The organism is Mycetocola sp. 2940 (genome assembly GCF_040548835.1).
GTDB lineage: Bacteria > Actinomycetota > Actinomycetes > Actinomycetales > Microbacteriaceae > Mycetocola_A.
This window is the reverse complement of the sequence record NZ_JBEPSK010000002.1, coordinates 276,743-290,599: the sequence shown is the minus strand read 5'-3', so window position 1 is coordinate 290,599 and position 13,857 is coordinate 276,743. Positions and strand designations below refer to the sequence as shown.

General features: G+C 67.5%; 12 protein-coding genes. 3 read left to right on the top strand and 9 right to left on the bottom strand.

Annotation, left to right across the window (positions count from 1 at the left end; all coding sequences use genetic code 11):
- Nucleotides 1–21: 21 nt before the first annotated feature.
- The 9 genes from ABIE24_RS03775 to ABIE24_RS03735 form a co-directional block, all read right to left on the bottom strand.
- Nucleotides 22–1,515, bottom strand: a complete 1,494-nt coding sequence (locus ABIE24_RS03775; protein ID WP_354496963.1) for a CoA-acylating methylmalonate-semialdehyde dehydrogenase — start codon at nt 1,513–1,515, stop codon at nt 22–24.
- Complete coding sequence (locus ABIE24_RS03770) at nt 1,512–2,840, bottom strand: aspartate aminotransferase family protein (RefSeq protein ID WP_354496961.1); 1,329 nt, start codon at nt 2,838–2,840, stop codon at nt 1,512–1,514. The genes ABIE24_RS03775 and ABIE24_RS03770 overlap by 4 nt, the downstream gene beginning before the upstream one ends.
- A 73-nt stretch (nt 2,841–2,913) precedes the next feature.
- Complete coding sequence (locus ABIE24_RS03765) at nt 2,914–4,059, bottom strand: ABC transporter substrate-binding protein (RefSeq protein ID WP_354496959.1); 1,146 nt, start codon at nt 4,057–4,059, stop codon at nt 2,914–2,916.
- 66 nt (nt 4,060–4,125) lie between these two features.
- Nucleotides 4,126–4,896, bottom strand: a complete 771-nt coding sequence (locus ABIE24_RS03760; RefSeq protein ID WP_354496957.1) for an ABC transporter permease — start codon at nt 4,894–4,896, stop codon at nt 4,126–4,128.
- Nucleotides 4,893–5,732, bottom strand: a complete 840-nt coding sequence (locus ABIE24_RS03755; RefSeq protein WP_354496955.1) for an ABC transporter ATP-binding protein — start codon at nt 5,730–5,732, stop codon at nt 4,893–4,895. Before ABIE24_RS03755 ends, ABIE24_RS03760 begins: the two co-directional genes overlap by 4 nt.
- On the bottom strand, nt 5,729–6,610 hold the full coding sequence (locus tag ABIE24_RS03750; protein WP_354496953.1) for an ABC transporter permease: 882 nt from the start codon (nt 6,608–6,610) through the stop codon (nt 5,729–5,731). The genes ABIE24_RS03755 and ABIE24_RS03750 overlap by 4 nt, the downstream gene beginning before the upstream one ends.
- On the bottom strand, nt 6,607–7,623 hold the full coding sequence (locus ABIE24_RS03745; RefSeq protein ID WP_354496951.1) for a TIGR03842 family LLM class F420-dependent oxidoreductase: 1,017 nt from the start codon (nt 7,621–7,623) through the stop codon (nt 6,607–6,609). The genes ABIE24_RS03750 and ABIE24_RS03745 overlap by 4 nt, the downstream gene beginning before the upstream one ends.
- 8 nt (nt 7,624–7,631) lie before the next feature.
- Nucleotides 7,632–9,065 (bottom strand): dihydropyrimidinase, encoded by a 1,434-nt coding sequence (gene hydA, locus ABIE24_RS03740; RefSeq protein WP_354496949.1) that lies wholly within the window; start codon nt 9,063–9,065, stop codon nt 7,632–7,634.
- Nucleotides 9,066–9,080: 15 nt separating this feature from the next.
- Entirely contained in the window at nt 9,081–9,929 is an 849-nt protein-coding gene (locus ABIE24_RS03735; protein ID WP_354496947.1) for a nitrilase-related carbon-nitrogen hydrolase, read from the bottom strand.
- Between the two features lie 201 nt (nt 9,930–10,130).
- On the opposite strand from ABIE24_RS03735, the gene ABIE24_RS03730 reads away from it, so the two are divergent.
- The 3 genes from ABIE24_RS03730 (at nt 10,131) to ABIE24_RS03720 (ending at nt 13,839) form a co-directional block, all read left to right on the top strand.
- A complete protein-coding gene (locus ABIE24_RS03730) occupies nt 10,131–11,465 on the top strand; it encodes an aminotransferase-like domain-containing protein (protein WP_354496945.1) in 1,335 nt (444 codons plus the stop codon).
- A gap of 40 nt (nt 11,466–11,505) precedes the next feature.
- Nucleotides 11,506–12,582 carry an enoyl-CoA hydratase/isomerase family protein gene (locus ABIE24_RS03725; RefSeq protein ID WP_354496943.1) on the top strand — a complete coding sequence of 359 codons (1,077 nt, stop codon included), beginning with the start codon at nt 11,506–11,508 and terminating at the stop codon, nt 12,580–12,582.
- Nucleotides 12,583–12,654: 72 nt separating this feature from the next.
- Nucleotides 12,655–13,839 (top strand): acetyl-CoA C-acyltransferase, encoded by a 1,185-nt coding sequence (locus tag ABIE24_RS03720; RefSeq protein ID WP_354497322.1) that lies wholly within the window; start codon nt 12,655–12,657, stop codon nt 13,837–13,839.
- Nucleotides 13,840–13,857: the final 18 nt, after the last annotated feature.

Below are 13,857 nucleotides of genomic sequence, written 5' to 3'. Positions count from 1 at the left end.
CCCCAGCAACTCGCGGCCGGGTCAGTCGTGCTCGGGGAAGCCGAGGTTGATTCCGCCGTGGCTCGGGTCGAGCCAGCGGCTGGTGATCGCCTTCTCGCGGGTGAAGAACTCCACGGCCTGCGGCCCGTACGCCTTGGCATCGCCGAACATCGAGTGCTTCCAGCCGCCGAAGGAGTGGTACGCCACCGGCACGGGGATCGGCACGTTGATGCCGACCATGCCCACGGTCACCTCCCGCTGGAACCGTCGTGCAGCGCCGCCGTCGTTGGTGAAAATCGCCGTTCCGTTGCCGTACGGGCTGTCGTTGATGATTCCGAGCCCTTCGGCGTAGCTCGACACCCGCACGACCGAGAGGATCGGCCCGAAGATCTCGTCGCTGTAGACCGTCGACGACGTCGGCACGTGATCGATCAGGGTGGGCCCGAACCAGAATCCGCCGTCCTCACCGTTGACCTCGGGGTTCCGGCCGTCGACGACGACGGTTGCTCCGTCCGTCGTGGCCACGTCGACATACGCGGCGACCTTGTCGCGGTGGACCTCGGTGATCAGCGGCCCCATGTCGCAGCCGCGACGCCCGTCGCCCGTGGTGAGCGCGGACATCCGCTCGGCGATGCGGGCGACGAGGTCGTCCGCGATCGTGTCGACGGCCAGGAGCACGCTGATCGCCATGCAGCGTTCGCCCGCCGAGCCGAAACCGGCGTTGACCGCGGCGTCGGCGGCGAGGTCGAGGTCAGCGTCGGGCAGGACGAGCATGTGGTTCTTCGCGCCGCCGAGTGCCTGGACCCGCTTGCCGTGCTTCGCCGCCGTCTCGTAGATGTAGCGGGCGATCGGGGTTGACCCGACGAACGACACCGACTGGATCACCGGGTGCTCGAGGATCGCGTCGACGGCTTCCTTGTCACCGTGGACGACGTTGAAGACACCGTCCGGGAGGCCGGCTTCCTTGAGCAGTTCGCCGAGCCACACCGCGGCTGACGGGTCCTTCTCGCTGGGCTTCAGAACGACGGTGTTCCCGGCGGCGATCGCCAGCGGGAAGAACCAGAGCGGAACCATGGCCGGGAAGTTGAACGGGCTGATGATCCCCACGACGCCGAGCGGTTGCTTCACGGTGTACACGTCGACACCGGTCGACACGTTCTCCGAGTGCTCGCCTTTCAGCAGGTGAGGGATGCCGGTGGCGAAGTCCACGACTTCGAGGCCGCGGGCGATCTCTCCGCCGGCATCCGACAGCACCTTGCCGTGTTCGGAGGTGAGGATCTCGGCGAGCTCACCCTTGCGTGCGCTGAGCAGTTCCCGGAACGTGAACAGCACGGCCTGCCGTTTCGACAGGGACGTCTCGCTCCACGCCGGGAACGCCGCCGCAGCGGCCTGGACGGCTGTGTCGACGTCGGCGGTGCTGCCGAGCCGGACCTCTTTCGCGACGGCACCGGTCGCCGGGTTGAAGACGGGTGCGGTGCGCGTGGACTCGCCCTCAGCGGTCGTGCCCGCGATGAAGTGGTTGATGTAAACGGTCATGCGTGTCCTCCCTGGACAGTGGTGAAGACGGCGTCGTAGGCAGCGATGGCCTCGGCGACGTCGTCGTCGGTGACGGTGCACGGGGGCACCACGTGGATCCTGTTGTCCTGCACGAACGGCAGGAGGCCGCGTCCGACGAGCGCGGCCTTGAGCTGCGCCATCGTTGCCGCGGGAAGCGGTTCGCGGGTGGTGCGGTCGGCGACGAGTTCCATCGCCCAGAACACACCCTCTCCCCTCACCTCGCCGATGAGCTCGTGTTTCTCGGCCAACCCGGCGAGCGCAGGCCCGATCGCCTCCCGCCCGATGCGGGCGGCGTTCTCGACGATGCCCTCGTCGGCCATCGCGTCGAGCGCCCCCACGATCGACGCCATGGCGAGCGGATGCCCGGAGTAAGTCAGCCCGCCGGGGAACACGGTCTCGTCGAAGTCGGCTGCGATGGGGTCGGAGATGATCACGCCCCCGGCGGGCACGTAGCCGGAGTTCACTCCCTTCGCGAAAGTGATGAGGTCGGGCACGACGTCGTACCCCTCGAAGGCGAACCAGCGACCGGTGCGGCCGAAACCGGCCATCACCTCGTCGAGGATGAGCTGGATGCCGTAGCGGTCGCAGAGCGCACGCACTCCGGCCAGGTAGCCGGGCGGCGGCACGAGGATGCCTGCGGTTCCTGGGACCGACTCCAGCAGAATGGCGGCGATGGTCGAGGCGCCCTCCGCCTGGATCACCCGCTCGAGGTGGTGCAGGGCGCGTTCCGCTTCCTGTTCGGGCGTCGTCGCCCAGAACTCGGAACGGTACAGATACGGCCCGAAGAAGTGCACGTGCCCGCGCGCGTATTCGTTGGGCATCCGCCGCCAGTCGCCCGTCGCGACGATCGCAGCGCCGGTGTTGCCGTGGTACGACCGGTAGGTCGACAGCACCTTGTCCCTGCCCGTGTGCAGGCGGGCCATCCGGATGGCGTTCTCGTTGGCATCCGCCCCGCCGTTGGTGAAGAAGACCTTGTTGAAGCCGTCTGGGGCGAGGTCGGTGATGCGTCTCGCCGCCTCCCCGCGGGTGAGGTTCGCTGTCGACGGCGCGACCGTGGTGAGCTGATCGAGCTGGGCTTTGATGGCGGCCAGAACGGCCGGATGCTGGTGGCCGATGTTCACGTTGACGAGCTGGCTGGAGAAGTCGAGGTACTCGGTGCCTTCGAAATCCCAGACGCGGCTCCCCAGCCCCCCGGCCAGGACGAGCGGCTTGAGCGAACCCTGTGCCGACCAGGAATGAAAGACGTGGGCGCGATCGAGGTCGAGCGTCTGCTGGTTGGTCTCGGATGTAAGCGTGAGTGCCACGACATCTCCTTTGTGCGTGAGTGTGTTGCTGGTGGAGGCCCAGGACGGCGGAAGCCGCCCTGGGCCGGTGGTGCTAGTTGCCGCCCTCGTTGAGGGTGACCTCGATGGGCTCGAAGTCGGCGCCTGAGGTGTCGACGTCGTCTTCTGCCAGCTCATCGAGCGCCTGCTGGACGTACTCGTTGGAGTACGCCGTCTCGGGCGGTTCGGTGGTGATGATCGTCGCGCCGGTTTCGTTCTCGGTGCCGAGCGCGATCTCGACGGTCTGCTCCCAGGCCGCTTCGTCGATCAGGCCGATCCCGTTCGTCGACGGCCAGATCAGCTTGTTGATCTCGTTGGTCATCCAGAGCTGGTGGCTCTCGCCGAGGGTCGAACCGGCTGCCGTGACGATCGCCGCGGCTTCCTCCGGGTTGTCCTTCGCGTAGACCCAGCCCTTGATGGACGCCTTGATGAACTTCACCGTCGTGTCGGCGTAGTCCTCGTCGTCGAGCTTCTCGGTGTCGGCCCAGATGGCGTCCTGGAGCATCGCCGTTCCGACGTCGTTCCAGTTGATGACGTTGAGGTCCTCGGGCTGGTACAGCTCACCGGTGTCCGGATTGACGCTCTCCAGCACCTGCGCGTACTCGTTGTACGTCATGGCCTGCGCGGCGTCGATGTCTCCGGCGAGGAATCCGTTCATGTCGAACGCCTGCTGGACGAGGCTGATGTCGTCGAGCCCGACGCCCTCCTTCTGCATGCCGGCGAAGAGCTCCCACTCGTTGCCGTAACCCCAGCTGCCCACGTTCTTGCCTGCGAGGTCCGCCGGCGAGGTGATGTTCTTGTCCTTGAACGAGATCTGCGTCGTGGCGGAGCGTTCGAAGATCTGGGCGACGTTCGTGATGTTCGCGCCCTGTTCGATGGAACCGAGCACCTTGGGGACCCAGGAGATCGCGTAGTCGGCATCTCCTGCGGCCAGGACGTCCTGCGGCACGATGTCGGCGCCGCCCTCGAGGATTTCGACGTCGAGGCCCTCCTCCTCGTAGTAGCCCTGGTCGACGGCCGCGTAGTACCCGGCGAACTGGGCCTGCGCGACCCACTGGAGCTGGAGTTTGACCGGGGTCAGCTCGCCCGAGTCAGCGTCGCCGTCGCTCGGTGAACCTGATCCCGAACAACCGGTCAGAACGAGTGCGCTTGCCGCTGCGATCGCGCCGATCGCCAGGCCAAACCGTTTGCTGTGTTTCATTCTTCCTCCTTCTAGCTTCTGAAGTCTGTGGTGCTGTGGTGGTGCTTCGACCGCGATGCGGACGTTTCAGGGGGTCGGCCGGTGCCGCGAAACGAGTTTCTCGAGGCCGAGGGTGATCGAGTAGAACACGAGGCCGAGCAGGATCGAACCGAGCACGTAGGCCCAGGCGAGCGAATAGTTGCTGCTCGACGCCGCCGAGGTGATCGACTTGCCGAGACCGCCGACCGGGCCACCGAAGTATTCGGCGATGAGCGCGGAGATGACGGCGAGGCTCGACGCGATTCGCAGCCCCGTGAAGATGAACGGCAGCGCGCTCGGGATGGTGACGTTGCGCGCCGTCTGGATGCCGGATGCCGCATACGCGTGCATGAGTTCGCGGTGCACCGGGCGGACCTGCCGGAAGCCGCGCAGCGAGTTGAGGTACACGGGGATGAAGACGGCGATGGCCGCGACGATCTGCCGTGCGGTCTCGGCGCCCGCCCCGTACATCGTGTACAGCACGGGGGCAAGCGCCACGATCGGGATGACCGCGAGCGCGGCGACGATCGGGGCGCTCAGCTCGTCGAGCACCGGCCACAACACGGCCAGGGTGGCGAAGAGCACCCCGGCCACAGCACCGAGCACGAGTCCGACGAGGGCGTTCCAGCCGGTCACCGCGCTCGCCGTCCAGACGTTGTCGAAGTTGCCGAAGAACTGGTCGGCGATCGCCACAGGGCCCGGCAGCACGAACGGTTTGATCTCCAGGGCGACGACCGCGAGCTGCCACAGGACGAGGACCGCGAGGCCGAGCAGGACCGGCGCGATCACTGTCCTCGCCGACGTGAAGTGCAGCCTCATCGGGAGTCCACCCCTCGAGCATTCCCGGCATCCGGGACGCCGTGCAGGCTCTCACGCACGGCGCTGACGCCCTCGAAGAACGCGGCGTCCTCGCGGATGTGCTCGCTGCGGTCATCGGGCCCGCCCAGCCGGATCGGCAGCACCGAACGGATGCGACCCGGTCGCGGCGACATCACCACCACACGGTCGGAGAGGAACACCGCTTCAGGGATCGAGTGGGTGACGAAGACGACGGCGGCCCGGGTCTCGGCGCAGATCCGGATGAGCTCGTTCTGCATTCTCTCCCGGGTCATCTCGTCGAGCGCGCCGAACGGTTCGTCCATGAGCAGGAGGTTCGGGCTTTCGGCGAGCGCACGGGCGATGGCCACCCGCTGCTGCATGCCGCCGGAGAGCTGGTCGGGGTAGCTGTCACCGAAGTCACCGAGCCCGACGAGTTCGAGCAGCTCGGTCGACCGAGCCTTGCGGGCGGTCGCCCCGACCTTGTGCAGCTCGAGCGGCAACTCGATGTTCGCCCGCACCGTCCGCCACGGCAGGAGCCCGGCCTGCTGGAAGGCGATGCCGTATTCCTGGTCGATCCGCGCCTGCCGAGCGGTCTTGCCGAACACCTCGATGGTCCCTGCTGTGGGCTGGTCGAGGTCGGCGATGAGCCGCAGCAGCGTCGACTTGCCGCACCCGGACGGGCCGATCAGTGACACGAATTCGCCGGGTGCAACACTGAGGTCGACCGATTCGAGTGCCGTCACCGCCGGTTTTTTCTTCATCGAGAAGATCCGGCTGACCCCGGTCACGTTCACTGCGTGGGCATCGGTCACGGTCAGGGAGTCCTTCCGGGTCATGCGGGAACCTCTGCTCTGCGGTAGCGGCGGAGGGTGAGGCCGATCAGGGAGACCAGGCCTGCGGCCAGGAGGCCGACGAGGACGGCGCCGAAGATCGGGGCCCAGGGTTTGCCCGGGTCGCCGCCGGCCGCTGCCGCGAATTCGACGATCATCCGTCCGAGGCCGCCGCGCAGGCCGATCGACACCTCGGCGACCACCGTACCGATCACGGCGCTGGCCGCCGCGAGACGGAGCGCAGGAAGCAGGTACGGGACGCTGGCCGGAAGGCGCAGCCGGACGAGTGTCCTCCACCAGCCGGCCGCGTAGCTGTGCATCAGTTCGACATGGTTCGTGTCCGGGGATTCCAGGCCGCGGAGCGCGCCGATCGAGATGGGGAAGAACGCGAGGTAGGAGGCGATCAGGGCCACGGACATCCAGTTCTCCCAGGAGAACTCCCCGACCTCGAGGGCAGACCCCCAGCGCCGGACGAGCGGGGCGATGGCGATGAGCGGCACGGTCTGGCTGAGGATGATCCAGGGCAGGACCGCCTGCTCCGCTGTGCGGAATCGCTGCATCAGCAGCGCGAGGAGCATCCCGACGACGACGGCCACCAGCCACCCCACCGCAGCGACCCCGAGGGTGAACGCCGACGCCTGCAGCACGGCGAGCCACATCGGCGGCGAACCGGCCGCAGAGGTGACCGGCTCGAACAGGCGCTCGAACATCACCCAGATGTGCGGCATGGCGAGGTCGCTGGTGCGGGGAAGCACGGTGACGCCGTTGATGACCACGCCCTCGGCCGGCCCGAGGAACTTGTACAGTTCCCAGGCCCCGGCGAGGAGCGCGACGCCGAGCAGGCCGAAGACGAAGCGCCGCCACCAGCTCGTGCCTCTCGTCATGCGGTCGCCACGATCTTTTCCTTCAGCGCCGGGATGACGGTCTCGCCGTACACCCGCAGCGTCTCTTCCTTGTTGTCGTGCTGGAGGTACCCGGCGAACTGGTCGACACCGAGAGCCTTGAGCGCTTCGAGTTTTTCGATGTGCTGGTCCGCGGTGCCGAGGATGCAGAAGCGGTCGACGATGTCGTCCGGCACGAAGGAAGTGTGCGTGTTGCCCGCCTTGCCATGCTCGTTGTAGTCGTAGGACTCGCGGCCCTTGATGTAGTCGGTGAGCGCCTGAGGAACTCCGCTGCCCGTTCCATACTTGGCGACGATGTCGGCCACGTGGTTCCCAACCATGCCGCCGAACCAGCGGCACTGGTCGCGCATGTGCTCCCAGTCGTCGCCGATGTACATCGGTGCAGCGACACAGAATTTGATCGACATCGGATCGCGGCCGGCCTTCTCGGCGGCATCCCGAACCGTGGTGATCATCCATTCGGCGATGTCGAGGTCGGCGAGCTGCAGGATGAAACCGTCGCCCACCTCGCCGGTGAGCTTGAGGGCGAGCGGGCCGTACGCCGCCACCCAGATGTCGAGCTTCGAGCCGACACTCCACGGGAACTGCACTGTCGCGCCGTGATACTCGACCGGACGCGAGTTCGCGAGCTCACGGATGACGTGGATCGACTCGCGCAGCGTCTTGAGATTCGACGGCGCACCGTTGGTGGCGCGCACCGCCGAGTCGCCGCGGCCGATCCCGCAGATCGTGCGGTTGCCGTACATCTCGTTGAGCGTGGCGTACGTGGATGCCGTCACCGTCCAGTCCCGCGTGGCCGGGTTGGTGACCATCGGGCCGACGGTGATCCTCTTGGTTTCGTTGAGGATCTGGCTGTAGATGACGTACGGCTCCTGCCAGAGCAGGTGCGAGTCGAAGGTCCAGACGTGACTGAAGCCGTACTGCTCGGCGAGTTTGGCGAGGTGGACGGTTCTCGAGGCGGGCGGGTTGGTTTGGATTACTGCTCCGAAGTCCATGGCTGCCCTTAGATCAGGTACTGGCTGAGTCCGCGGGGAACGTATTTGCCGTCACCCTTGGTTCCCAGGTAGGAGTTGTCGTCGACGATCACCTTGCCGCGGGAGAGCACGGTGTCGACGTGGCCGTCGATCTCGTAGCCCTCGTACGCGGAGTAGTCCATGTTCATGTGGTGCGTCTTGCCCACGCCGATCGAGGTGTGGCCGTTCGGGTCGTAGATGACGACGTCGGCGTCCGCGCCGGGCTGGAGAACCCCCTTCTTGCCGTACATGCCGAACATGCGCGCCGGAGTGGTCGAGGTCACCTCGACCCAGCGCTCGAGCGAGATCTTCTTGTCGACGACGCCCTGGTAGAGCAGGTCCATCCGGTGCTCGACGCCGCCGATGCCGTTCGGGATCTTCGAGAAGTTGCCGAGCCCCATGTCCTTCTGCCCCTTCATGCAGAACGGGCAGTGGTCGGTGGAGACCATCTGGATGTCGTTCGTGCGCAGGCTCTGCCACATGTGGTGCTGGTGGCCTTCAGCCTTCGACCGGAGCGGTGTCGAGCACACCCATTTGGCGCCCTCGAAGTCGCCCCACTCCTCGCTGGTGGCGCCGAGCTGGTCTTCGAGCGACAGGTAGAGGTACTGCGGGCAGGTCTCCCCGAACACGTTCTGTCCGTTGTCGCGGGCCATCGCGATCTGCTCGACCGCCTGCTTGGCGCTCACATGCACGACGTAGAGCGGAGCCCCGGTGAGGTTCGCGAGCATGATCGCGCGGTGGGTCGCCTCCTCCTCCGCCTGCCAGGGGCGGGTGATCCCGTGGTAGTACGGCGTGGTGTTGCCTGCGGCGAGGGACTGCTGCACGAGGAGGTCGATGACGCTGCCGTTCTCGGCGTGCATCATGATCATCGAGCCGTTGTCGCTCGCGCGCTGCATCGCCTTGACGATCTGGCCGTCGTCGGAGAGGAGGACTCCCTTGTAGGCCATGAAGAGCTTGAAGCTGGTGACACCTTCTCGCACGAGCTCATCCATGGCGGTCAGCGATGAGTCCTGCACGTCGCTGAGGATCTGATGGAAGCCGTAGTCGATGGCGCAGTTGTCGCGGGCCTTCTCGTGCCAGAGGTGGTACTGGTCGAGCACGTTCTCGCCGGCGTATTGCACGACGAAGTCGACGATGCTCGTCGTGCCGCCGTGCGCGGCCGCCCGCGTGCCGGTTTCGAACGTGTCGCTGGCCTCCGTGCCGCCGAACGGCATCTGCATGTGGGTGTGGGCGTCGATGCCGCCGGGGATCACGTATTTCCCGGATGCGTCGATCACGGCGTCGACGTTGCGCTCGACGTCGAAGCCGAGCAGGGTCGAGCCTGGGGCGAGCACGGCGGCGATCGTTTCGCCGTCGACGAGCACATCGGCCTGGGCGGTCCCCGTCGAGTTCACCACGGTGCCGTTCTTGATGAGGGTTTTCATGGTTCCTCCTTCGCGCTACGGCTTCGGGATGGACGTGTAGGACTCGGGACGACGGTCGCGGTAGAACTGCCAGTCGTCGCGGACTTTCCTGATCATGTCGAGGTCCAGGTCGCGGATGACGAGATCCTCGTGCTCGGAACTGCCGCGCTCACCGACGAAGTTGCCCTGCGGGTCGGCGAACTGGCTGGTGCCGTAGAAGGTGACGGCGAGGTCGCCGTACTCGTTGTCCTCGGTGCCGACGCGGTTCGGGGCGGCGACGAAGTAGCCGTTCGCCGCGGCGGCGGTGGCCTGCTCGAGATCCCAGAGCCGGTTCGACAGGCCGGGCTTCGTCGCGTTCGGGTTGAAGACGATCTGGGCGCCGTTCAGGCCGAGTTCGCGCCAGCCCTCGGGGAAGTGCCTGTCGTAGCAGATGTACACACCGACCGGCCCGACGGCCGTGTCGAACACCGGGTACCCGAGGTTGCCGGGGCGAAAGTAGAACTTCTCGTAGAACTTCTCGAGGTGCGGGATGTGGTGCTTGCGGTACTTGCCGAGGATCGTTCCGTCGGAGTCCACGACGACGGCGGTGTTGTAGTACACGCCCGGCATGTCTTCCTCGTAGATGGGGAGGATCATCACCATGCCGAGTTCCTTGGCCAGGGCCGCGAAGCGCTGCACGATCGGTCCGTCCGCCGGCTCGGCGTAGTCGTAGTACTTCTTGTCCTCGGTGATCCCGAAGTACGGACCGTAGAACAGCTCCTGGAAGCAGATGACCTGCGCGCCCTCGGCGGCGGCATCCCGGGCGAACTGTTCATGTTTCGCGAGCATGGATTCTTTGTCGCCGGTCCAGGTGGTCTGGGTGATTGCGGCGCGGACTACCGTCATGTTGAGCCTCCGTATCGTCATTGAGCGGTGGGCGCTTCAGCCTGGTCTCCGGCTCCCGATGGGGGGTTTTCCGGATCTCAGGTCGCAAGCTGTTCTGCTGTTCCGCTCATTTGTTATTATTCGAGCTGAACATTTCTCCATTGTTTCCTTCTGTGACGCATTCGTAAATACCCAATTTGGGTTTTTCAGGGAAGGCCGACCATGATCCCGGCGTACGGCGAGCTGATCGACGACCGTTCCCCCCGGGGAATCGCCGAGGCGATCTCGCGCCTGATCACAGCGGGAATCCTCGCTCCGGGTGATCGGCTGCCTACGGTGCGCCAGCTCGGCGCCGAGCTGGGGGTCAGCCCGGCGACCGTCAGCCAGGCCTGGCAGGCCATGGGGAGCGTCGGCCTCATCGTTTCGCGGGGCCGGAGCGGCAGCTTCGTTCGGGCCAGCCCGGTGCCCTGGCTCACCCCGCGCGTGCAGTCGATGGCCGGGCACCTGGGCCAGTCACGGCTCGACCTCTCCCGGGGCGCCCCAGACCCCCTCCTGCTGCCCGATCTCACGCATGCGCTCACCCGGGTCTCCGAGTCCGCCGGCACCTTCAGCTACCAGGAGCTTCCGGTGATCCCACCGCTCCTGGAGCACCTGCGCGCCGCCTGGCCGTATGACGTCGAGGCGATCACGGTCGTCGACGGTGCCCTCGACGGGATCTCACGCTCGCTCGAGCAGGTGATCCGCTTCGGCGACCGCGTGATCGTCGAGGACCCGACGTTCCCGCCGTTCTTCGACCTGCTCGACCAGCTCGGCGCCGTGCGCATCCCGGTGCCGGTCGACGCCGAGGGCCTCGAACCGGCCGCGCTCCGACGCGCGCTGGCGCTCGGGCCGGCAGCACTGATCCTGCAGCCGCGGGCGCAGAACCCGACCGGCATTTCGATGACGGTGGAGCGCGCCGAGGAACTCGCGCGGATTCTGCGGGCCAGCCGGCAGGCATCCGAAACGGTCGTGATCGAGGACGACCATTCGGCCGGAATCAGCGCGTTCACCGAGGTCAGCCTGGGCCGCTGGTTGCCGGAGCGGGTGATGCACGTGCGCAGCTACTCCAAATCGCACGGGCCGGACCTCCGGATCGCCGCACTCGGTGGGCCGGAGCGGCTCGTGAACCAGGTCGTCGCCCGGAGGATGCTCGGGCCAGGCTGGACCAGCAGGATGGTGCAGACCATCCTGTACGAACTCCTCACCAGCCCGGATGCCATCAGCACGGTGGCCGCCGCGCGCAGCGTGTACCACTCCCGGCAACGGCAATTCGCGCAGGCCCGGCTCGCCACCGGTTTCTCAGCGCCGCAGACCGACGGGCTGAACACCTGGATCGAGGTCGGCGACGAACGCCACGCGCTCGTGCAGCTGGCCGCGTCGGGCATCCGCGTCACCGCCGGCTCCCCGTACATCTCTGCACCGGGTGACCGCCAGTTCGTGCGGGTCACGGTGGGGATGCTGCGCGACGATTTTCGCGAGGTCAGCGACGCGCTCGCTTCCGTCGCACCCGGCCGCTGACCGCTCGCGCTCGTCGCATCGCGCGCAATAGGCTCGGGGCGTGCACCAGGTCAACGACGACGAGCCCAGCGCCCCCTCCGACAGCGATTCCCTCCTCCGGCGCGTCGACGGGCGGATCGGCCGGATCACCCTCAACCGCCCCGACGCGCTCAACGCCCTCACCCCGGCCATGCTCCGCGACCTGTCGGTCGCCCTGACCGAGTGGGCCGACGACGACCGGATCGACGCCGTCATGATCGACGGGGCCGGCGGGCGCGGACTCTGTGCCGGCGGCGACATCCGCCTGATCGCCTCGATGACCGCCCCGGAGGCCGCCCGGTTCTGGCGTGACGAGTACGCCACCGACCTGCAGACGAGCCGGTTCCCCAAGCCCTATATCGCGGTCATGGACGGCATCACGATGGGCGGCGGGGTGGGGATCTCTGCCCACGGCTCGGTGCGGATCGTCACCGAACGGTCGCGGGTGGCCATGCCTGAGGTGCGGATCGGGCTCGCTCCCGACGTCGGCGGCAGCCTGCTGCTGGCGCGCGCGCCCGGCGAGCTCGGTGTCCACCTCGGCCTCACCGCGGGGACGATGACCGGGCCGGATGCCATCCTCTGCGGTTTCGCCGACCATTACGTGACCTCGGCGAAGCTGGGTGCGCTGCAGGCTGCCCTCGCCTCGAGTGGAGAGGACCCGGAGGCCGTGGTGCGGGAGTTCGCCGAACGACCCCCGGCGGCACCGCTCGCGGAGCATCGCGAGTGGATCGACGCGTGCTATTCCGGCGATTCGGTTCCCGCCATTCTCGACCGGCTGGCCTCTGCCGGTGCCGACGCTGCGGCATCCGCCCGGGAGGAGATCCTCGCGATGAGCCCGACCTCGGTGCTGGTGACTCTGGCTGCGATCCGCCGTGCGGGCACCCTCGACTCCCTCGACCTCGTGCTCGAGCAGGACCTGCGGGTCTCGACCGCGCTCTTCGCCAGGCCCGACCTGGCCGAGGGCATCCGGGCGCAGGTGATCGACAAGGACCGGTCGCCGCGCTGGAACCCGGCCACTCTGGACGCGGTGAGACTGCACACCGTGCGGGCCATTCTGGGCACCGACCGGCTGTCGATTGACCGCGACATCAGCATCTGACAGACTTACTGTCCGTCCGGTCGGTTATTATCCGGCCGACGTGATGCACCGACGATGCAGTCTGGAGTTTCGATGGCCGAGGCCTACCTGATCGGCGGAGTTCGCACGCCGACCGGTCGTTTCGGTGGTGCCCTGTCCGGCGTTCGACCGGACGACCTCGCCGCCCTCGTGGTCCGTGAAGCGGTGTCGCGCGCCGGGATCGATCCGGCCCTCATCGACGACGTCATCCTCGGGGCCGCGAATCAGGCCGGCGAAGACAACCGGAACGTCGCCCGCATGAGCGTGCTGCTTGCCGGCCTCCCCGACTCGATCCCCGGCATCACGGTGAACCGGTTGTGCGCGTCGGGAATGTCGGCCATCACGATGGCCGCCCAGGCGGTGCGGGCGGGCGACGCCGACATCCTCATCGCCGGCGGCGTCGAGTCGATGACGCGGGCGCCGTGGGTGCAGGCGAAACCGGAGAAGGCCTTCGCGAAACCCGGCGCCCAGTACGACACGTCGATCGGCTGGAGGTTCCCGAACCCGGTCCTCGCCGCGCGCGACAAGGCGACCTATTCCATGCCGGAGACGGCGGAGGAGGTCGCACGCGTCGACGGGGTCACCCGCGAGGACGCCGACGCCTTCGCGGTGCGAAGCCAGCAGCGCGCCGGCGACGCACTCGACGCCGGGCGCTTCGACGACGAGATCGTCGCGGTGCCCACCCGGGAGGGAACGGTCTCAGTCGACGAGACGCCGCGCCGCGACACGACGCTGGAAGGCCTCGCCGCGCTCCGCCCGGTCGTTGCAGGCGGACGCGTCGTCACCGCGGGCAACTCCAGTCCGCTCAACGACGGCGCCTCGGCCATCGTCGTGGCCAGTGCGGATGCCGTCGCCCGGCACGGCCTGATTCCCCGAGCGCGCATCGTGGTCGGCACGAGCGTAGGCCTGGCGCCGGAGATCATGGGGCTCGGCCCGGTTCCCGCGACCGAGCGGGCGCTGGCGCGCTCAGGCATCCGCCTCGATGCGATCGGCTCGATCGAACTCAACGAGGCGTTCGCCACCCAGGCGATCGCGTGCATCCGCCGGCTCGGACTCGACGACGAGCGGGTCAACCGCGACGGCGGCGCCATCGCCCTCGGGCACCCCCTCGGCTCCAGCGGCGCCCGGCTCGTCGTCACCCTGCTCGGCCGGATGGAACGCGAGAACTCACGCCTCGGCCTGGCCACCATGTGCGTCGGGGTCGGGCAGGGCGCCGCGCTGATCGTGGAACGCGTCTGATGCCCCTGCCCCGTTTCC